This window comes from Arthrobacter cupressi, from assembly GCF_900099975.1.
Classification (GTDB): Bacteria; Actinomycetota; Actinomycetes; order Actinomycetales; family Micrococcaceae; genus Arthrobacter; species Arthrobacter cupressi.
Genome location: NZ_FNEI01000006.1, coordinates 128951 through 147826 on the forward strand (window position 1 = coordinate 128951; position 18876 = coordinate 147826).

The window sequence follows — 18876 nt, forward strand, 5'->3', positions numbered from 1 at the left end:
ACCGATGATGGAAACCGGGATGCAGACCGTCCACAAGGTGCGCTCCGTGCGGCCGGTGGGGACCCGCGCGGTGCTCGCCGAGCTGGACGGCATGCAGGATGTGCTGGCACTGCAGTCGCTGCTGGCGGCCTCCCCGCTGCCGGGGCAGCTGGACGTGCTGGCCGCCGCCGAAACCGTGATGGTGGTTGCCGAATCCGCGGCCGCTGCCCGCGCCATCGGATCCCGGCTGCTGGAGCTGGAGCTTGCGGGTCCGGTGGAAACCGACAGCGCCCTGGTGGTCATCGATACTGTGTACGACGGCGAGGACCTCGCCGAAGTCGCCGGGCTCACCGGCCTGGGTGTGGACGGCGTCATCGCCGCCCACACCGGGCAGCTCTGGACCGTGGCCTTCGCCGGCTTCGCGCCGGGCTTCGGCTACATGGTGAGCGAGAACCAGCTCCTGGAAGTGCCGCGCCGTTCCACCCCGCGCACCGCGGTTCCCGCCGGTTCCGTGGCCCTGGCCGGCAACTACTCGGCCGTGTACCCGCGGCGTTCCCCGGGGGGCTGGCAGCTGATCGGCCGCACGGCCGCCCGCATGTGGGACCTCGACCGCCCGCAGCCCGCACTCGTCCGGCCGGGGGACCGGGTGCAGTACCGGGCCGTGCGCGAACTCGTTGACGTGTCGCCGGCTGCTGCCCCCGCGGCCGCTGCCGAGCCCGCCACCGGGATCCGCATCGTGGCCCCCGGCGCGTTGAGCCTCATCCAGGACCTGGGCCGCCGTGGCCATGGCGGCCTGGGAGTTTCGGCCGCCGGCGCCTTGGACCGGGCCTCGATCCGCCGTGCCAACCGGCTCGTGGGCAACAAGGCCTCCGCCGCCGCTATCGAAACCGTCAACGGCGGGCTCACCATCCAGGCCGTGGGGGACCAGGTGATCGCCGTGGCCGGTGCGCCGTCGAGCCTCACCATCACGCCGCCGTCGGGCCTTGCGGAAAACGACGACGACGGCGGGCCCGCCGGCCAGCCCCGCACCGTTCCGATGGCTGCGCCGTTCGCGCTGCTCGACGGCGAGACCCTCACCGTCGGCGCCCCGGAGGCCGGCTTCCGCAGCTACCTCGCCGTCCGCGGCGGGGCGGACCTGCCCGCCGTCCTCGGCAGCCGCTCCACCGACACGCTCTCCGGAATCGGGCCCGCGCCCCTGGCCGCCGGGCAGCTGCTCGCCGTCGGGCAGGACACCGAATCCACCGCCGTCGGGAGCCCCGAGCTGCAGCCCGACTTCCCGGAACCCGGCAGCGTCACGGTGCTGGACATCGTTCCCGGCCCGCGTGACGACTGGTTCGACCTTTCCGAACTCGAGTCCCTGTGCAGCCAGGAATGGGAGGCCACCCCGCAGTCCAACCGGGTAGGCATGCGCCTGGCCGGCGAGCCGCTCCAGCGCAGCCGCGACGGCGAGCTCCCGAGCGAAGGCACCATGGCCGGGGCCATCCAGATCCCGCCCGCCGGGCTGCCCGTCCTCTTCCTGGCCGACCACCCGATCACCGGCGGCTACCCCGTGATCGGGGTGGTCATTGACGAACACCTGGACCGCGCCGCGCAGGTCCCCATCGGCGGGAGCATCCGTTTCCGCGTTTCCCCCGCCCTCGGCACGAAAGAAGTGAGCAAGTAATGCGCAAGGTCCTGATCGCGAACCGCGGCGAAATCGCCGTCCGGATTGCCCGTGCCTGCGAAGACGCCGGCCTCGCGTCCGTGGCCGTCTACGCGGACATCGACGCCGATGCCATGCACGTCGGCGCCGCGTCCGAGGCCTTCAGCCTGGGCGGCAACAGCCCGGCCGATACCTACCTGAACATCCCCAAGCTGCTTCGAATCGCGCAGACTTCCGGCGCCGACGCCGTCCACCCCGGCTACGGTTTCCTCTCCGAAAACGCGGACTTCGCGCAGGCAGTGCTCGACGCCGGACTGGCCTGGATCGGCCCCTCGCCGGAGGCGATCCGGCAGCTGGGCAACAAGATCACCGCCCGCGAAATCGCCGTCCGTGCGGGCGCCCCGCTGGTGGCCGGCAGCGACGGGCCCGTGGCCTCGGCCGCCGAGGCCCGTGCCTTCGCCGAAGAACACGGGCTGCCCGTGGCCATCAAGGCGGCGTTCGGCGGCGGCGGACGCGGCCTGAAGGTGGTCCGCGAGCTGGCCGAGGTGGAGGAAGCCTTCGACTCCGCGGTGCGCGAAGCCGTGGTGGCCTTCGGCCGCGGGGAATGCTTCGTGGAGCAGTACCTGGACCGGCCTCGGCACGTCGAGGCGCAGGTGATTGCCGATACCCACGGGAACGTGGTGGTGGTCGGCACGCGCGACTGCTCCCTGCAGCGCCGCCACCAGAAGCTGGTGGAGGAGGCCCCCGCGCCCTTCCTGACTGCCGGGCAGCGTGAGTCGATCTACACCGCGGCCAAGGCGATCTGCCGGGAAGCCGGCTACACCGGGGCCGGAACTGTGGAATTCCTGGTTTCGGCCGGCGGCGCTGTGGCGTTCCTGGAAGTCAACACCCGGCTGCAGGTGGAGCACCCGATCACCGAGGAAACCTCCGGGATCGACCTGGTGCAGGAGCAGCTCCGGATCGCCGCCGGGCTTCCCCTGAACCTTCTGTCTGACCCGGAGCCGCGCGGGCATTCCTTCGAATTCCGCCTCAATGCCGAGGACGTGGGACGGGGCTTCCTGCCCTCCCCGGGCACGGTTTCTGGCTTTGTGGGGCCGACCGGCCCGGGCATCCGCCTGGATACCGGCGTGCGCGCAGGCTCCGTGGTGCCGCCGCAGTTCGACTCCCTGCTGGCCAAGCTGGTGGTCACCGGCGCGGACCGGCAGCAGGCCATCCGCCGTGCCCGCCGTGCCCTGGCCGAGATGGAGATTTCCGGGCTGGCGACCGTGCTGCCGTTCCACCGGGCCGTGCTCGAGGCGCCGGAATTCACCTCCCCGGAGGGTCTGGGCGTGCACACCCGTTGGATCGAGACCGAGTTCGCCGACCGCATTCCCGTCGACCCCGAGTACAGCCCCGTGGCCCCCTCCGGTGAGCGCCGCACGATCACGGTGGATGTGGACGGCAAGCGCCTGGCCGTGGGCCTGCCCGCTGATCTGCTGGACGGCTGGGCCCGTTCCGGCGGTTCCCTTTCGGGGGTTTCGTTCGCGCCCGACGGCGGTGCTTCCTTTGGGGCCGACGCTGCCGGTGCCGCTCTGCCTGAGTCCGCCGTGGTGTCCGGCATGGCCGGCACCGTGGTGAAGTGGCTGGTGGAGCCCGGCGCTCCGGTTGCCGCGGGCGATCCGCTGGTGGTCCTCGAAGCGATGAAGATGGAGACCCAGGTGCCCGCGCACCGTGGCGGAACGCTCGCCTCGGTGGAGTCAGCGGCGGGCGGCGTGGTGTCCGTCGGCTCGGTGCTGGGACATATCGAGTAGGGCTATCCGGGCTGTCCCGCCTGAATTGGGCGGAGTGCCCGCGGCGCCGGTTTGAGGCGGAGGAGCCGAATCGACTGCAGCATCAAGGCGAGGTACACGAAGGCCAACCAGAAGACCGGGAATTTCCGCAAGGTAATCGCGATGTCAATGGCGTTGATGACGGCTAGGACGAGGCATATGCCGGACAAAACTGCAGCCACGATGAGCGGAGCTTTCCCCCAGGAGAGCGCCGGGCCACAATGTTCCAAATTCCTGTCGCGAAAATGGCGAGAAGTTGCAGGATGGCTAACGCCGCGTCCAGGGCTTCCTTGCTTCTTTCGTCCCGGTCCATGAGTTCCAAGACGGGAAAGTATTGTGCATAAAGCCAAGCCGTGGCGGCCGTAGCGATCGCGCCCATGACGAGAAGCCCGATGCCGATGCTCGTCCGTCCCCTGCGGGAGCGTTTGGAATCGGGGTCTTCCACTGCCGGTGAAATGATTGCCTGCTGCGGGTATTGAGCGCTCATCCTGGGTTCCTTTGGATAGGGGAGTACCCTGATGCGCCCCCACTGCGAAGAATGTAGCAGTCCGGGTCCTCTTGTGGCGCAGTTTTCTGCGGTCGGTTTTGAAGAATTCGCTACGCTGAAGCCACCATTTGTTGTCGGCTTTAGGATGGGCCGAATTGTCCTGGGTTCGGTGATGCATTTGCTTCGGTTGGGAGCGGCCTATTTCGCGGTTCAGGCGGCTGCCGGTCTTTTGTGGTGGGTCCTGGTTTTCACTGTGCCGTTGGTGCGTGAGGCGACGCTTGGCAGCCTGGACCCGGTCATCGTAGCCGTCTTCGACATCCCGCTGTTCGTCATCGAATCGGCGGTAGCCGGGTTCGGCGTCCGGGCCGCCGCGGCGGTGAGCACGGGCTGGACGGTGATTGTCGCCGTCGTACTGGCCTCCTACGCAACAATCACCGGCGAGGCTGGCTGGGGCGTGCTGGCGATGGGTGCGGCCACCGCGGCTTTCCCGGCGGCGCTCTGCGCCGTCCTCCTAGGTCGCATACCCACCGAGCTGATTCTCCGGGGGCCTTTTGCGTTCCGCCCGGCCAGGCGAGCGGATTCTGCAAACCACGTGGCCACGACATTCGGCCAGCTCGTTGTTTTCTGGGGCTTCTTCCTGGTGGTGGTTCCGACTGCCATAAGCGCCCTGGAACAGCGGTGGAACGTGGCACTGCCCTTTCCGCCGTTGGCGGCTGGTGCCGGGGCCGTGATCCTTGTGCTTGCCAGCGTGCTTGGCGTCGCGTCCGCGGTGGCGATGTCCACGAAGGGGGAAGGCACGCCGCTGCCGGCCGCGATGCCGAACCGCCTGGTCATCGCCGGCCCGTACCGTTGGGTCCGCAATCCCATGGCCCTGGCCGGCATTGCCCAAGGCGCCGCGATCGGCCTCATCCTGCAGTCCTGGCTTGTTGTCGCATACGCGCTTGCGGGGTCGCTGTTCTGGAATTACGCCATCAGGCCGCTGGAGGAATCCGATCTGAAGCAACGGTTCGGCGAGGACTTCGAGCGGTACCGGGAGGCAGTGCGCTGCTGGATTCCCGGCACTCCTTGCGCCAAGACATAGATGAGTGTAGATATTTACATGTGTCTATGTCTCTTGAACTGACCCCGGTGCAGGCGGTCGCGTGCTGTTCCCCGCTTTCCCGCGAGCCGCTGTCCGAAGACGCCGCTGAGCAGGCCTCGGTGGTCCTGAAGGCGCTGGGCGATCCGGTGCGGCTCCGTCTGATGTCCCTGGTGGCGTCGCACGAAGGTGGCGAGGCCTGCGTCTGCGACCTCAACGATGCCTTCGACCTCTCCCAGCCCACCATCAGCCACCACCTGAAGGTCCTCCATGATGTGGGCCTGCTGGACCGCGAGAAACGCGGCGTGTGGGTGTACTACCGCGCCCGCAGCGAGGTGCTGCAGAACCTGGCGTCCCTGATCGGAGGGCAGGCCGGGTGAGCGGCTTCGCCCGCCGTGCCGCCGCCGAGTTCACCGGCACGGCCTTCCTGGTGATGGCCGTCGTCGGGTCCGGTGTGATGGCCTCGCGCCTGTCGCCGGACGACGTCGGGCTGCAGCTTCTGCAGAACAGCCTCGCCACCGGCGGCGCCCTGGTGGCGCTGATCCTTGCGCTGCAGCCGGTTTCCGCGTCCTTCAACCCGGTGGTCACACTCGTGGAACGGGCCCTGGGCGTGCTTGATACGCGGACGGCCGCGGTGCTGATCGCCGCCCAGTTTGGCGGCGGGCTTGCAGGAACCGTGGTGGCAAACCTGATGTTCGGCCTGCCGGCCGCGGATTTTTCCACCCACGAGCGCACGGGCGCCGGCCTGTGGCTGAGCGAGGTGGTTGCCACAATCGGCCTCCTGCTCATCGTGTTCGGAACAGTCCGCTCCGGGCGGGCGGAGCGGGTGGCCTTCGCTGTCGGCGGCTACATCACCGCCGCTTACTGGTTCACCAGTTCCACAAGTTTCGCCAATCCCGCGGTGACCATCGCCAGAACGGTCACGGACAGCTTTGCCGGCATCGCACCGTCGTCGGCTCCGGCGTTCATCCTTGCTCAACTGCTTGGCGGCGCCGCTGGATTCTTCCTGGTCCGCCTTCTCTACCCGATCCCCGCTTCCGCCGCCATCGTGGCTGACCGAAAGGTGCTCTCATGAGCAGCAAACCCTCCGTCCTGTTCGTCTGCGTCCACAACGCCGGCCGCTCCCAGATGGCCGCGGCATTCCTCACCACCCTGTCGCAGGGCGCCATCGAGGTCCGCTCCGCCGGGTCCCAGCCCGCGGACAAGGTCAACCCCGCCGCGGTGGAAGCCATGGCCGAAGTCGGGATCGACATGTCCGCCGAAATACCGAAGGTCCTCACCACCGAGGCCGTGCAGGATTCCGACGTCGTCATCACCATGGGCTGCGGCGACGAGTGCCCGTACTTCCCGGGCAAGCGCTACGAGGACTGGGTTCTCGAAGACCCGGCGGGCAAAGGTGTCGAGTCGGTCCGGCCCATCCGCGATGACATCAAGGCCCGGGTGGAGGCCCTGATCGAGTCCCTCTCTCCGGCCGCCCGGTAAACCCGCCGCATCGGAAGGGGGTGACCAGCATGAACACCGGTTGCTGCGATGACAACTGCTGCGACGACGAAGACTGCTGCTAGCGCCGCCACCCGGCCTGCCGGACCCACAAGGACCCGGCAGGCACCCGCCCCAACCGCACACCACCGGAGAAAGCATGAGGACAGCATGGATTCAGTGAAAAACCTCCCCGTCGCCGTGATCGGCGCAGGCCCGGTGGGACTCGCCACCGCGGCGCACCTGCTTGAACGCGGACTCGAGCCGGCCATCTTCGAAGCCGGCCCCACCGCAGGAGCCGCCATTGAACAATGGCGCCACATCCGCTTGTTCTCCCCTTGGCGGTTCAACCTCGACGCCGCTGCGGTCCGCCTGCTCGAACCGACCGGCTGGGAGTCCCCCCGCCCCACGGCGCTGCCCTACGGCGGGGAACTCATCGACCGTTACATCACCCCGCTGGCCGCGGCCCCGGCGATCTCGTCGAGCCTCCAGACCGGCGCCCGCGTCATTGCGGTCACCCGGCAGGGCCTGGACAAGACCCACGTCCGCCATCGCGACACCACGCCTTTCGTTGTGCGGGTCGAACATGCCGACGGCGAAACCCGCGACCACATTGTCTCCGCGGTGATCGACGCCTCCGGCACCTGGTCCACCCGCAACCCGCTGGGCACCTCCGGAATGCCCGCCATCGGAGAGGCCACCGCGGGGGACCGGATCTCCTCGCCCCTGCCCGACGTCTCCGGCCGGGACCGTGCAACCTTCGCCGGCCGCCGCGTCCTCGTGGTCGGGGCAGGGCACTCGGCGGCGAATACCCTGATCAACCTCGCCGAGCTCGCCAAGGACGAACCGGAAACCACCATCCTCTGGGCCGTCCGGGGCGCTTCCGCGGACAAGGTCTACGGCGGCGGTGACGCCGATGGCCTGCCCGCCCGCGGCCAGCTCGGCTCCCGGCTCCGCCGCCTGGTCGAGGCCGGCACCATCGCACTGCACGCCGGCTTCGGCATCGCGGCCCTGAAGACCCTCGACACCCACGTCAGCGTCGAAGCCGCCGACGGACGCACCCTCGACGCCGACGTCATCGTCCCCTGCACCGGATTCCGCCCGGACTTGGACATCCTGCGCGAACTTCGCCTGAACCTCGACCCCGCCGTCGAAGCGCCCGTCGAACTCGGCCCACTCATCGACCCCGAATTCCACTCCTGCGGCACCGTCCCGCCGCACGGCGCGAAGCTCCTGGCCCACCCGGAAAAGGACTTCTACATCGTCGGCATGAAGTCCTACGGGCGGGCCCCGACCTTCCTGCTCGCCACCGGCTACGAACAGGTCCGCTCGGTCGCCGCAGCCCTCGCGGGAGACCGGGAAGCCGCCGACGCCGTCCAGCTGGAACTCCCGGAAACCGGCGTCTGCTCCACTGATGCCGGCATCAGCTGCAACGTACCCGTCACCGCCGCGACCCGGGACGCTGAGTCCAACTGCTGCGCCGCACCCGAGCCGGTACTGATCGGCATCCCCACCGGACTGGCCCACGGCCGCTCCGGCGAACTCTGAACACCCCCATGACCGATCGGAAAGAAGCCGCGCAATCATGAACGAAACGCCCAACAAGCCCGCCGTCCTCTTCGTCTGCAGCAAGAACGGCGGCAAATCCCAACTCGCCGCAGGACTCATGCGCGAACTCGCGGGAGACGGAATCACGGTCTACTCCGCCGGCACGAAACCCGGTCCGGCCCTGAATGCCCAGGCCGTGGACTCCCTGGCCGAGCTCGGCATCGACACCACCGGCGAACACCCCAAACCCGTCACGGACGAGGTGCTCGACGCCGTCGACGTGGTGGTGGTCCTTGGCACCGAAGCCAAACTCGAACCCCGCGGCACCGCACGCTACGAAACCTGGGAAACCGATGAGCCCTCAAGCCGCGGCATAGAAGGCATGGAACGCATGCGGCTGGTCCGCGACGACATCAAAGCACGCGTCAGCGGGCTCTACAACGAACTCACTGTCTGATCCGAAGGAGGGAGCGAATTCAGAGGGAAACTCAGCCCGCCGGCTGCTTCCCCGCGTCCTGTTTCCCCCGGTCCCTAAGCTGCGTCTGTTCGGTGGCGGCCCAGGAGGCGAGCAGCCGCATCGCCTCTTCGGACGGCGACCCGGGCTCGGCGGTGTAGATGGTGAGCGTGAGGCCGGGTTCGGCGGCCATCTCCAGCCCTTCATAGGCCACGGTGATCTCGCCCACCACCGGATGATGGAAGGTCTTGAAGCCGGTGCCATGGTGCCGGACGTTGTGCGAACTCCAACGACGCCGGAACTCCTGGCTCCGCGTGCTCAGCTCACCCACCAGCTCGTGGAGTTCCTTGTTGTGCGGATCGCGGCCCGCCTCGGTGCGCAGGATGGAGACCACGACGTCGGCCGCGGTGTCCCATTCGGGGTGGAAGTCCCGGCCCCGTTCGTCCAGGAAGGTAAAGCGGGCCAGGTTCGGAGGCTCGCCGGGCATGTCGTAGGCGTCTTTGTAGAAGGCACGCGCGAGGGCGTTCACGGCGATCAGGTCCATCCGCCCGTTCCGCACGAAGGCAGGGCCGGACGTCACGGCGTCGAGCACCCATTGGAGGCTGGGGTGCGGCGCCCAACTCCCGGCACTGCGGCGCTTCGGCGGCCGGGCCACCGGGCTTGCGGCATGGGCGAGGTCGAAAAGGTGGGCGCGTTCGGCGTCGTCGAGCCTTAACGCGCGGGCGAGCGAATCGAGGACCTCGGGGGACGCGCCACTGATGGCCCCGCGCTCCAGGCGGGTGTAGTACTCGATGCTCACGCCGGCAAGCGTCGCCACCTCGCTGCGGCGCAGCCCGGCCACGCGCCGGTTGCTGCCGACAGGCAGCCCCACCGACTCGGGAGAAATCCTGGCGCGCCGCGAGGTAAGGAATTCGCGAACGTCAGCACGGTTGTCCATGGATCCACGATAGGCGCGCGTTCCGGATTGAAGGAGACCCTCCTGGTACCCCTCTTACGCGGGAGCTCCCGGCATCCGGCGATCCATGGTGAGGTGGAGGGACCACAATGCCAAGGAGAAGAGATGTCCCGCATCCTCGTCACTGGTTCCGCCGACGGACTCGGCCGCGCGGCAGCTGCCGCCCTGCTCGACGACGGCCATTCCGTGGTGGTGCACGTCCGGGCACCGGAGCGGCTGGCGGCCGTCCGGGACCTGCTCGACGGCGGCGCCCAGGCCGTGGTGGGCGATCTCGCCAAACTGGACGAGGTGCGCGCCCTGGCCGATCAGGCGAACGCCCTGGGCCGTTTTGACGCCGTAATCCATAACGCCGGTGTCCTCGGCGGCAGGGCTTTGCTGCCGGTTAACGTGGTGGCTCCTTTCGTGCTGACCGCGGAAATCGAACGGCCGGAGCGGCTGATCTACCTCAGCAGCGGTTGGCACCGCAGCGGGCAGCCGGATCTCGACGGCGTGGACTGGAGCGGCGCGCGGGAATCCCGCTCGTATCCCGACAGCAAGCTGTTCGTCACCGCCCTGGCGGCGGCCGTTGCGAGGCTGTGGCCGGAGGTGCGTTCGCACGCGGTGGACCCCGGCTGGGTGCCCACCCGGATGGGCGGACCCGGCGCACCCGGCGACCTCCGCCTGGGACACGTCACGCAGGCGTGGCTCGCGGTAAGCGACAGCCCCGAGGCCCTCACGAGCGGAGGCTACTGGTACCACCAGGCCACGCGGGAACCACATCCGGCGGTGCACGACGAGGACTTCCAGGCGGCGCTTCTGCGCTCCCTGGCCGATTACACGGGGAGCACCCTCCCGGGAGGAGGGCTGTGAGGGGGCGCTCGCTGCGGCGCCATCGTGCGTTCCAAGGGAAGACCTTTATCGAGGCAGCTCGGTTCGACTAATCTGGGGCGGACCTGGATCCGCAGAATCCCCGCACGACCGAGCGCACGTCGCAAGCACTCAGGAGGTTCGCGATGCCCGACACCACTTGCCACATGTCCATCTCGCTGGACGGCTTCGTCGCCGGTCCGGACCAGAGCCGCCAGAACCCCCTGGGCAAGCGGGGGTTGGAGCTGCACGGCTGGCACATCGGCGACCCGCGGGCCAACGATGCCGACAAAGTAGCTAATGACTGGCTCATGCGTCCGCGGGGCGCGTATGTGATGGGCCGGAACATGTTCGGTCCGATCCGGGGGGACTGGGATGAGGAATGGAGCGGGTGGTGGGGAGCCGAACCGCCGTACCACGCGCCGGTGTTCGTGCTGACCCATCACGGACATGACCCGATCCAGATGTCCGGCGGGACGACCTTCCATTTCGTCACCGAGGGCTTCGACGCGGCATACTCCGCAGCGTGCCAGGCCGCCGGGGACAAGGGCGTGGACATCGCCGGTGGGGCCTCGACCGTCCGACAGGCACTGATCGCCGGCGTGATCGACGAGCTCACCCTCGACATCGCACCGGTGCTGCTCGGTTCGGGAGAGCGCATCTTCGATGGGGTGGAATCTTTCGGCTTCGAACCAGCCGAAGTGCTTCACTCGCCACTGGCCACCCACATCCGCTATCGCCGCGCCAGCTAAGCCGAAAGGTCAGTAGGACCAGCGTTCCCAGTAGGCGTCGGCGGCCTCCAGGAACCGCCGCCGGCCGGTACGTTCTCCCAGCAACGGGTAGCTCGCAGGATCTCCGAGGGGGCCGGAAGCGTCGCCACCTGCGGGGTAGTAATTGACGGCGATGAGCAGCAGCAAGATGGAAGGCACTGAAAGCAGCGCCAGGAGAGTGAGGACCAGGCCGTACTTCGCCCCCGGTTCGCCCCCGCTTCGTGTGCGCAGCGCGAAGCCGGCGAGGCGTGCGCCAAGCGTGGTTCCACGGCTGGCCAGGGCCCAGTTGCCAAACAAGGACGCAAGGAGCAGGCCAAGAGCGACGGGGATCTGGAGTGCCGGCAGGAACACGAACGCCAGGACCGCCGGAGCCCACGCGACGAGTGAATCGACGAGCAGTGCGAAGAGCAATGAGGGCCAGTCCACGATCTCGGGCTCGGGTGCATCCATGGGGTGATTGTTGCACGGCGCGATAGTTGGCCCCGCGCCAGGCGGGCTTCCCCTCAAGGCGCGCGGGCGCCGTCGTACATTCACGAAAGGAGCCCCCCGGCAAATCCCGATAGAGTACGAAAACCGCAGGAGAGACAGGACACAGACGTGAGGCAAGGTTCCAAGCCGACCATCCGCGACGTGGCCGAGCGTGCCGGCGTCTCGCTCACCACGGTCTCCTACGTGCTCTCCGGACGCCTCGGCGGCACCACCCGGATCAGTGAGCCCACCAAACAGCGCGTGCAGGAAGCCGTGCGCGAACTGGGCTACGTGGCCAACCGTGCGGCCCGCGGCATGCGGCGCGGCAAGACCGAACTCGTGGCCGTGGCGATCGGCAACCTCGAATGGCCCTGGGACCGCGCCCTGGCCGCCGCAGCAGCACGGGTCCTTCCCCAACACGGCTACCAGCCCGTGGTGCTGCTGGGCGACGCCTGGCGCCAGTTCATGTTGTCCGGCGGGGCCGACGGCGTGATCCTCGGCTTCATCCAGGAGTCCGTAACCAAGGATGAAACCATGCTGGAGCTGGCCCGCCGCGGCGTTCCGCAAGTGGTCATCTCCGAGGTCATGCAGCCCGCGGGCTTCGACGTCCTGGCCCCTGAACCTGCCGATGGAATCGCCGCGGGCATGGATTTCCTGACCGCGCACCACCGCCGCATCGCCTGTATCCGGAGGGCGGACGAAAGCCGACGCGCCATTCCGTCCCGGTACAGCGGCTACGTGGCCGGGCTGGAGCGGGCGGGTCTGCCGGTGGATCCGGAACTGGTCCGTACCTCGCACCACCGCAAGGATGTCGCCTACCAGGCCGCCCTGGACCTGCTGCAATTGCCGGACCGTCCCACCGCGATCTTCGCCAGCGACGACATGGAAGCGCTGCAGGCCATCCGGGCCGCTTTCCGCCTGGGCCTACGCGTGCCCGAGGACGTGCAGGTCGTGGGCGTCGGGAACTCCACCGAAGGCCAGGAATCGGACCCGGCCCTGACCACCGTGGGGCCCGAGCCCATCTTCGACCGCGTGGTGAACATGCTCGTGGACCGCCTGGAATCGGGCTCCACGGGCGAAGGCGTCCGCGTTCCGGCGCCCTGGACCCTGCACCTGCGCGGCACCACGCTCCAGGACTAGCGCCCGGGCTCCCAAAGGGCCTTACGGTTCCCCGGAAGGGGGAGTATCGTCGGCGGAGGGTGCTGCAACCACCCGTTGGAGTTTCTGGGGGACTTCCATCAACAAATGCATTTGTTATGGAGGAACTCATGGATTTTGCGCGCTTGTCCGTGTTTCTGTCCGCCGGGCGCCCTGCTCCCCGCACCGTCCTGACCCTCGCTCTCGCCGCAGCGCTGGTGGCAAGCGTGGGCCCGGTCCATGCAAGGCCCAACCAACCGGATACCCGGTCCAAAGTCGAAATCCGGGCGCACTTGGATGAACCCAGCTGGGCTTTCGCCGGCAGCGCATCGGAGATTGTCATCGACTTTGTGGTGCCTCCAGCGGAAACCAGACGCCCGACCGGAACCCTGACAGTGCAATTGAATGAGCGGGGAGCCCTGCCCGAGACGCGCATCCTGACCGGTGACGAGGGCGACGTCCGCCTCTACCTCACATCCACCAGGACCGGCATGCGGCACTACACCGTCACGTACTCGGGGGACACCTACTTCCAGGCGGCGAAAAAGACCTTCTCCTACGAGGTGTGGACGGGCCCCCTCACCAAAACCTCACTCCAGGCCAGCGCCAAGAAGCCGGTGACCGTGAGCGAACCGGTCAAACTCACGGCCCAGGTCACGACGGACGACGGCAAGGCGCTGACCGGCACCTCGGACGGGCCCATCGTCTTCTACGCCGACGATAAGTTCCTCGGTGAGGGCGTGGTTGTCCCCGGGTCCCGAGGGTGGAAGGCCACTCTCGTTGTTAACTACCTGCCCGTGGGAGCCCACCGGTTGACCGCACGCCACGAATCCGTGATCCGCTACAGCGGACCCGAATCCGAGCCGGTGTCCCTCCAGGTCCTCCCGCCGGCGGATCCCCTGCCCCTCGACGGCGTCCATACACTGACCGTGACGAGCCCTTTCACCGTCCGGATGGACGTAACACTCACCCAGCAGACGGGTGCGCCCGACCCCGGCGGATACGTCCAGTTCTACGCCGACGGCATCGAGTACGGCTTACCGGTGCCCGTCACCGCAGGACTCGCCACCAGCGACTTCCTGCTGCCGACGGCGCCCCGGACCTTCACGTTCAGCGCCGCCTATTTCGGGGACAACCACTACGCCCCGATCACCTTCCCGGGGCAGACCCTCACCGTCCCGCTGCCCTAGGATCGCTTACCCGGCGACGGCTGCCTTCGCAGCCTGCGAGGCCCTCATCCATTCGTCCAGCCACGGGGCGCGGACGGTGGAGGTGATGCGGCAGTCGGCCACGAAGGTGCCCTTCGCGCCGGCGTCAATCCAGTCCTTGAGGGCGGAGAGGTCTGCCACGGAGCGGATGACCGCCGATTCTGCGCCGAGAGCGCGGGCAATGCCGCTGAAGTCCACCTCGGGGATCAGCATGGGCTTCTCGGTCAACCCCTGAGAGCCGTACTGATGGATCTCGGCCCCGTAGGCGGCGTCGTTGTAGATCACGACGACGGCGCTCGCCGCCGCGCCGACGAGCGACTCCAGGTCGGACAGCCCCATAAGGAAACCGCCGTCGCCCGAGGCGAGTACCAGGGTGCGGCCGTCCTCCACAGCGCGGGCCGCCCCGACGGCGCTGGCGAGGCCGAGGCCGATGGCCTGGTAAGCGGTGCCCACCATCACCAGGTCCTGCGGGCGCGGGATCCGCCAGTACATGGGCGCCCAGCCCACGAAGTGCCCGCCGTCCTGCACCACGGTGCGGCGCTCCGGCAGCACAGCATCCAGCGCGACCGCGAGGGCCCGGGGGTCCAGGCGGCCGTCCGGGGTGACCGCGGAGCCGGGGTGGTGGGCCTCGCCTTCGGCAAGCCGGGTCCGGGCTTCCGCGCGCCAGGCTCCTGCGTCCCGGACACGCGGCACCGAGCCGTCCAGCAACCGGAGGAGTCCCCGGGCGGCGGCCTTGGCGTCAGCGCTGACGAACAGGTCCACCCGGGGATGCGTCGCGTCCAGTGCGGTGTCGATCTGGACGACGGTGCTGTCCGGGCCGATCAGGTGGCCGAAGCGCATGGTGAACTGGCTCAGGCTCGCGCCGGCCACGAGGACCACGTCCGCCTCGCCCATGAGTCCGGCGGCGGTGTCCGTGCCGAAGCCGCCCGCGACGCCGAGGTATCCCTCGCCCTGCAACAGGTTGAGCGCCAGGGCAGTCCCGGCGGTCAGGGCGCCGAGGCGGTCGGCGAGCTCCCGGAGTTCAGGGCCGGCGCCGGCCAGATGCGCGCCACGGCCCGCGAGCACAAGCGGGCGCGCCGCGCCCGCGAGCAGTTCGGCCGCCCGCTCGAGTCCGCCGTCGACGTCGTCCGTCACCTCAAGTGCCGCCGGCACGGGGAGCTGTTCTTCCGCTGCTTCAAGCGCCGCGAGGTCGTACGGAATGGCGAGCACGACGGCGGTCCGCTGGGCGAGTGCGTATTCCACCGCCTGCTGGGTGATGGCGCCGGCGGCCTCACGGGTGACGGTGAAGGTTTCCGCCCCGAGCCCGGCGGCGATGGCCGCCTGGTCCACATCCCAGGGCCGGGCGCCGCTGCTCGGTGCGTCCCCGGTGACGAGCACCGCCGGGATCTGGGCCTGGACCGCCTCCGCGAGGGCCGTCAGGGCGTTGGTGTAGCCGGGTCCGTAAGTGGTGGTGCCTGCCGCGAGGCGCCCGGACGCGCGGTAGTAGGCGTCCGCGGCAGCGATGGCGGCACCCTCATGGCGGACCGGGGAGAAGCGGAGGCCCTGCTTTTCGGCGGCGTCCAGGAAGTAGGCGTTCCCGTTGCCCATTACGCCGAATATGTCACTGAGGTAGCCGCTGAGAACCTGTGCCACACGGCCGGAGACAGTCAAGGAGGTCATGGCAGAGATCTTCGAAGCCATGGCCTCAGCATGCAAGAGAAGCGAATCAGATTGGTATTTTTGTCATCTACTGACAGAAATAGTGCGAATATGCCCAGCTGTGGCGCAGACCACTCCGCTTAGGTGGCGGGGCGGTTCTCCTGCTGCGCCAGCCGGTCCAGGAGGCCGTCGAAGCGGGGCGGCATGAGCTCCAGCACGGAGATGGCGGTGCTGGTCCGCTGGATTCCCTCGATTTCCAGGATCTGGTTGGTGATGCGGTAAAGATCGCCCGTGTCCCGGGCCACCACCTTGGCCATGAGGTCCGCGTCGCCCGTGGTGGCGTGCACCTCGATGACCTCCGGGATGGCTTCGAGCCCGTTTTCCACCGAACCCGCCCGGGTCTGGCTGATCGCCAGGGACAGGAAGGCCATGAGGCCGTAGCCGAGCGCGGCGGGGTCCAGCCTGCGGCTGAAGGAACTGAGGGCGCCGCTGCGCTCCAGCCTCGCCAGGCGGGCATGCACGGTGTTCCGCGCGACGCCGAGGGTCCGGGAGAGTGCCAGGGCGCTCGCTTCCGGGTCCTTGTCGAGGGCAAGGATGATCCGGGCGTCCAGGGAATCGAGGTTGCGGGGACTCGGGATGGTCATATTTTCACCACAGACAATAGAAGTTGAGCAGAAATCCCAATGCTGTCAGCGTATCTTGCAATGTGCTCCGGGTCACTTCCATGATCGGGGCTCATGACCAGTGATCAGATGCTGACGGCGCCGGACGCCGCGCGACCCGCCTTGCGTGGAGCGGTTTCCGGCCTGCCGTCCTACGTCCCGGGCAGGCGTGCTTCCAGTGCGGAGCGCGGCGCCGTCGTGGACATCGCCGCCCTTGCCAGCAACGAAAGCCATTACGAACCGCTGCCTGCGGCCGCCGCTGCGGTGGCCGAAGCGGCAGCCAGGATGAACCGCTACCCGGACATGGCCGCCGTCGGGCTTCGCGAACGGATCGCCGCGCAGCTCGGTGTTACCGCCGCCGAGGTCGCGGTGGGGCCCGGCAGTGTCGGCGTCCTCCAGCAGATCATCACCGGACTGTGCGACGCCGGAGACGAAGTGGTGTTCGCGTGGCGCTCCTTCGAGGCCTACCCGATCCTGGTGGAGTTGGCGGGCGCCCGGTCCGTCCGCGTTCCCCTGGACGACGCCGAGGGCCACGACCTGGACGCCATGGCCGCCGCCGTCACCGAACGGACCAGGGTGATCCTGCTCTGCACGCCGAACAACCCGACGGGCGTCCCGATCGCCCACGACCGCCTCGAGGCGTTCCTGCGCTCCGTCCGATCCGGCGTCCTCGTGGTGATCGACGAGGCCTACGTGGAATACGCCGACGCCGGAAGCGGCCCCGACTCCCTCGCCCTCTACCGCGCGTACCCGAACGTCTGCATCCTGCGCACCTTCTCCAAGGCTTACGGGCTCGCCGGCCTGCGGGTCGGGTACGCGGTGGCGGCGCCGGACATCGCGGACGGGCTGCGCCGGACCGCGCTTCCCTTCGCCGTGACCGCGCTGGCCCAACAGGCCGCGATCGCCTCGCTGGACGCCAGCGATGAGATGCAGGCGAGGGTCGCCGCGGTCCGGGACGAGCGCGCCCGGATGGCCGCGCGGCTGGAGGCCCTGGGCTGGAAGCTGCAGCCGAGCCAGGGAAACTTCCTGTGGATCCGCGCCGATGACGAGCTCCGGACAAGGCTCGTTGCCGCGTTCGATCAAGCGGGCATCATGGTCCGCGCGTACCAGGGCGACGGCATCCGGATCACCGTTGCCGACCCCGCCTCCAACGACCGCGTGCTCACCGTTCTGGAAAACAGCGTCCTGGAAGCGCACGCCTGAACCGCCACCCCGAGACAAACCGTTCCACCCCAACAGCTGTTCCACCCCAACAAACCGTTCCACTACCCAGAGGACTCCCCCATGGAACAACGGACAATGACGTCTGACCGAGCTACATCCGGCACCGCGCTTGGCGCCGCCCTCAAACCGCGCCAGCTAACGATGATGGGGCTCGGCAGCGCCATCGGGGCGGGCCTCTTCATCGGCTCGGGCGCCGGCATCCAGGCCGCGGGCCCGGCCGTGCTGATCTCCTACCTCGTCGCCGGAACCCTCATCATCCTCGTGATGTGGGCCCTCGGCGAGATGGCTGCCGCCAACCCGGACAGCGGCGCCTTCTCCGTCTACACCGCGCGGGCCTTCGGACCCGTGGCCGGCGCCACCGTGGGCTGGCTCTGGTGGGTGCAGCTCGTTGTGGTGATCGCGGCGGAGGCGCTCGGCGCGGCCGCCCTGCTGGCCAGCGTCTTCCCGGCGCTTCCGGTCTGGCTGATGGCGTTCGTGTTCATCGCCGTGCTCACCGCCGTGAACCTCACCCGGGTGAAGAACTTCGGCGAGTTCGAATTCTGGTTCGCCCTGCTCAAGGTGGCCGCCATCGTCGGCTTCCTCCTGGTCGGCGCCGCCCTGCTCTTTGGCTGGCTGCCCGACGTCCAGTCACCCGGCCTGGCCAACTTCACGGGCGCCGGATTCGCCCCCAACGGCTTCGCCGGAATCGCCACGGCGCTCTTCGTGGTGGCCTTCGCCTTCGGCGGCACCGAAATCGTGTCCGTGGCCGCCGCCGAAACCCGGGACCCCGCACGCAGCGTGGGCAAGGCCGTCCGTACCGTGCTGTGGCGCATCCTGGTCTTCTACATCGGTGCGATCTTCATCATCGCGGCCGTGGTTCCCGTGGGCTCGGCGGGGCTGAAGAGCCCGTTCGCTGCCGTTCTGGACGCCGCAGGCATGCCCGGCGCGGCCACCGCCATCACGCTGGTGGCCGTCGCGGCCCTGCTCTCCGCCCTTAACGCCAACCTCTACGGCGCCTCCCGGATGGCGTTCTCCCTGGCCGAACGCGGTGAAGCGCCGCGCTCCCTCGCCTTCATCTCCAAGACCCAGGTTCCGGTCGTGGCCGTGCTGGCCAGCGTTGCCTTCGGCGTCGTCACGGCCGTGCTTGAGGTGGCCTTCCCGGACAAGGTGCTTCCGGTCCTCCTCAACATCGTGGGCTCCACCTCCCTGCTGGTCTGGACCTCAGCGCTCCTTGCCCAGCTGGCCTTGCGCCTCCGCGCGGACCGCGACGGGACCGTCCTTCCCCTACGGATGGCGGGCTTCCCCTGGCTCACGGGGATCGGTTTGCTCATCCTGGCCGCCATCTTCACCGTCGGCTTCATCGGCGAGGACTCCCGCCCCCAGCTCCTGAGCACCTTCGCCCTGGTGGCGCTCCTGGCGGTGGCGAACTGGATCCACCACCGCACGGCCAAGGCTCCGGCCGCCGTCGAGCCTGCGGAACAGGCCAAGGACTCGGTGCTGGTCGACTAGGGCCG

19 protein-coding genes are annotated in these 18876 nt (G+C 68.7%); 14 read left to right on the forward strand and 5 right to left on the reverse strand.

The features are described from left to right. The first annotated feature begins 7 nt into the window (after positions 1-7). Complete coding sequence (locus BLP88_RS09085) at positions 8-1642, forward strand: 5-oxoprolinase subunit B/C family protein (protein WP_074588770.1); 1635 nt, start codon at positions 8-10, stop codon at positions 1640-1642. Further along, entirely contained in the window at positions 1642-3411 is a 1770-nt protein-coding gene (locus BLP88_RS09090; protein ID WP_074588588.1) for an acetyl/propionyl/methylcrotonyl-CoA carboxylase subunit alpha, read from the forward strand. The genes BLP88_RS09085 and BLP88_RS09090 overlap by 1 nt, the downstream gene beginning before the upstream one ends. Positions 3412-3574: 163 nt before the next feature. On the opposite strand, the gene BLP88_RS09100 is transcribed toward BLP88_RS09090, so the two are convergent. Continuing rightward, positions 3575-3916 (reverse strand): hypothetical protein, encoded by a 342-nt coding sequence (locus BLP88_RS09100; RefSeq protein ID WP_074588591.1) that lies wholly within the window; start codon positions 3914-3916, stop codon positions 3575-3577. A 172-nt stretch (positions 3917-4088) separates the two neighbouring features. Between BLP88_RS09100 and BLP88_RS09105 the strand changes: the two genes are divergently transcribed. The 6 genes from BLP88_RS09105 (at position 4089) to BLP88_RS09130 (ending at position 8478) form a co-directional block, all read left to right on the forward strand. Further along, a complete protein-coding gene (locus BLP88_RS09105; protein WP_074588592.1) occupies positions 4089-4997 on the forward strand; it encodes a methyltransferase family protein in 909 nt (302 codons plus the stop codon). 26 nt (positions 4998-5023) lie between these two features. Further along, entirely contained in the window at positions 5024-5374 is a 351-nt protein-coding gene (locus tag BLP88_RS09110; protein WP_074588593.1) for an ArsR/SmtB family transcription factor, read from the forward strand. After that, on the forward strand, positions 5371-6069 hold the full coding sequence (locus tag BLP88_RS09115; protein WP_074588594.1) for an aquaporin: 699 nt from the start codon (positions 5371-5373) through the stop codon (positions 6067-6069). The genes BLP88_RS09110 and BLP88_RS09115 overlap by 4 nt, the downstream gene beginning before the upstream one ends. Continuing rightward, positions 6066-6476: an arsenate reductase ArsC gene (locus BLP88_RS09120; RefSeq protein ID WP_074588596.1), complete on the forward strand. Its 411-nt coding sequence runs from the start codon at positions 6066-6068 to the stop codon at positions 6474-6476. Before BLP88_RS09115 ends, BLP88_RS09120 begins: the two co-directional genes overlap by 4 nt. Positions 6477-6644: 168 nt before the next feature. Further along, entirely contained in the window at positions 6645-8021 is a 1377-nt protein-coding gene (locus BLP88_RS09125) for an FAD-dependent oxidoreductase (RefSeq protein ID WP_074588597.1), read from the forward strand. A 37-nt stretch (positions 8022-8058) separates the two neighbouring features. Next, complete coding sequence (locus tag BLP88_RS09130) at positions 8059-8478, forward strand: arsenate-mycothiol transferase ArsC (RefSeq protein WP_074588598.1); 420 nt, start codon at positions 8059-8061, stop codon at positions 8476-8478. Positions 8479-8509: 31 nt separating this feature from the next. Here BLP88_RS09130 and BLP88_RS09135 read toward each other — a convergent pair whose 3' ends face one another. After that, positions 8510-9412: a helix-turn-helix transcriptional regulator gene (locus BLP88_RS09135; protein ID WP_074588599.1), complete on the reverse strand. Its 903-nt coding sequence runs from the start codon at positions 9410-9412 to the stop codon at positions 8510-8512. 123 nt (positions 9413-9535) lie between these two features. Between BLP88_RS09135 and BLP88_RS09140 the strand changes: the two genes are divergently transcribed. Both BLP88_RS09140 and BLP88_RS09145 read left to right on the forward strand, forming a co-directional pair. After that, entirely contained in the window at positions 9536-10279 is a 744-nt protein-coding gene (locus tag BLP88_RS09140; RefSeq protein WP_074588600.1) for an SDR family NAD(P)-dependent oxidoreductase, read from the forward strand. Between the two features lie 143 nt (positions 10280-10422). Then, complete coding sequence (locus BLP88_RS09145) at positions 10423-11028, forward strand: dihydrofolate reductase family protein (protein ID WP_074588602.1); 606 nt, start codon at positions 10423-10425, stop codon at positions 11026-11028. A 9-nt stretch (positions 11029-11037) separates the two neighbouring features. On the opposite strand, the gene BLP88_RS09150 is transcribed toward BLP88_RS09145, so the two are convergent. Further along, a complete protein-coding gene (locus BLP88_RS09150) occupies positions 11038-11496 on the reverse strand; it encodes a hypothetical protein (protein WP_139163347.1) in 459 nt (152 codons plus the stop codon). Positions 11497-11643: 147 nt separating this feature from the next. On the opposite strand from BLP88_RS09150, the gene BLP88_RS09155 reads away from it, so the two are divergent. Further along, positions 11644-12654: a LacI family DNA-binding transcriptional regulator gene (locus BLP88_RS09155; RefSeq protein WP_074588605.1), complete on the forward strand. Its 1011-nt coding sequence runs from the start codon at positions 11644-11646 to the stop codon at positions 12652-12654. Between the two features lie 128 nt (positions 12655-12782). Continuing rightward, a complete protein-coding gene (locus tag BLP88_RS09160; protein WP_175453527.1) occupies positions 12783-13841 on the forward strand; it encodes an Ig-like domain-containing protein in 1059 nt (352 codons plus the stop codon). A gap of 6 nt (positions 13842-13847) precedes the next feature. On the opposite strand, the gene BLP88_RS09165 is transcribed toward BLP88_RS09160, so the two are convergent. Both BLP88_RS09165 and BLP88_RS09170 read right to left on the reverse strand, forming a co-directional pair. Beyond that, on the reverse strand, positions 13848-15518 hold the full coding sequence (locus BLP88_RS09165) for a thiamine pyrophosphate-binding protein (RefSeq protein ID WP_074588771.1): 1671 nt from the start codon (positions 15516-15518) through the stop codon (positions 13848-13850). A gap of 119 nt (positions 15519-15637) precedes the next feature. Further along, positions 15638-16141 (reverse strand): Lrp/AsnC family transcriptional regulator, encoded by a 504-nt coding sequence (locus BLP88_RS09170; RefSeq protein WP_074588607.1) that lies wholly within the window; start codon positions 16139-16141, stop codon positions 15638-15640. Positions 16142-16234: 93 nt separating this feature from the next. On the opposite strand from BLP88_RS09170, the gene hisC reads away from it, so the two are divergent. Then, positions 16235-17362 carry a histidinol-phosphate transaminase gene (gene hisC / locus BLP88_RS09175; protein WP_074588608.1) on the forward strand — a complete coding sequence of 376 codons (1128 nt, stop codon included), beginning with the start codon at positions 16235-16237 and terminating at the stop codon, positions 17360-17362. A gap of 81 nt (positions 17363-17443) precedes the next feature. Next, entirely contained in the window at positions 17444-18871 is a 1428-nt protein-coding gene (locus tag BLP88_RS09180) for an amino acid permease (RefSeq protein ID WP_074588610.1), read from the forward strand. The last annotated feature ends 5 nt before the right edge of the window (positions 18872-18876 follow it).

What these genes read in the sequence shown, in the direction of transcription:
- BLP88_RS09180 (WP_074588610.1), top strand. Translation starts at nt 17,444, where the DNA reads ATGGAACAACGGACAATGACGTCTGACCGAGCTACATCCGGCACCGCG.
- BLP88_RS09125 (WP_074588597.1), top strand. Translation starts at nt 6,645, where the DNA reads ATGGATTCAGTGAAAAACCTCCCCGTCGCCGTGATCGGCGCAGGCCCG.
- BLP88_RS09135 (WP_074588599.1), bottom strand. Translation starts at nt 9,412, where the DNA reads ATGGACAACCGTGCTGACGTTCGCGAATTCCTTACCTCGCGGCGCGCC.
- BLP88_RS09090 (WP_074588588.1), top strand. Translation starts at nt 1,642, where the DNA reads ATGCGCAAGGTCCTGATCGCGAACCGCGGCGAAATCGCCGTCCGGATT.
- BLP88_RS09120 (WP_074588596.1), top strand. Translation starts at nt 6,066, where the DNA reads ATGAGCAGCAAACCCTCCGTCCTGTTCGTCTGCGTCCACAACGCCGGC.
- BLP88_RS09105 (WP_074588592.1), top strand. Translation starts at nt 4,089, where the DNA reads ATGCATTTGCTTCGGTTGGGAGCGGCCTATTTCGCGGTTCAGGCGGCT.
- BLP88_RS09145 (WP_074588602.1), top strand. Translation starts at nt 10,423, where the DNA reads ATGCCCGACACCACTTGCCACATGTCCATCTCGCTGGACGGCTTCGTC.
- BLP88_RS09165 (WP_074588771.1), bottom strand. Translation starts at nt 15,518, where the DNA reads ATGACCTCCTTGACTGTCTCCGGCCGTGTGGCACAGGTTCTCAGCGGC.
- BLP88_RS09110 (WP_074588593.1), top strand. Translation starts at nt 5,024, where the DNA reads ATGTCTCTTGAACTGACCCCGGTGCAGGCGGTCGCGTGCTGTTCCCCG.
- BLP88_RS09140 (WP_074588600.1), top strand. Translation starts at nt 9,536, where the DNA reads ATGTCCCGCATCCTCGTCACTGGTTCCGCCGACGGACTCGGCCGCGCG.
- BLP88_RS09150 (WP_139163347.1), bottom strand. Translation starts at nt 11,496, where the DNA reads ATGGATGCACCCGAGCCCGAGATCGTGGACTGGCCCTCATTGCTCTTC.
- BLP88_RS09085 (WP_074588770.1), top strand. Translation starts at nt 8, where the DNA reads ATGGAAACCGGGATGCAGACCGTCCACAAGGTGCGCTCCGTGCGGCCG.
- BLP88_RS09130 (WP_074588598.1), top strand. Translation starts at nt 8,059, where the DNA reads ATGAACGAAACGCCCAACAAGCCCGCCGTCCTCTTCGTCTGCAGCAAG.
- BLP88_RS09100 (WP_074588591.1), bottom strand. Translation starts at nt 3,916, where the DNA reads ATGAGCGCTCAATACCCGCAGCAGGCAATCATTTCACCGGCAGTGGAA.
- BLP88_RS09160 (WP_175453527.1), top strand. Translation starts at nt 12,783, where the DNA reads ATGGATTTTGCGCGCTTGTCCGTGTTTCTGTCCGCCGGGCGCCCTGCT.
- BLP88_RS09170 (WP_074588607.1), bottom strand. Translation starts at nt 16,141, where the DNA reads ATGACCATCCCGAGTCCCCGCAACCTCGATTCCCTGGACGCCCGGATC.
- hisC (WP_074588608.1), top strand. Translation starts at nt 16,235, where the DNA reads ATGACCAGTGATCAGATGCTGACGGCGCCGGACGCCGCGCGACCCGCC.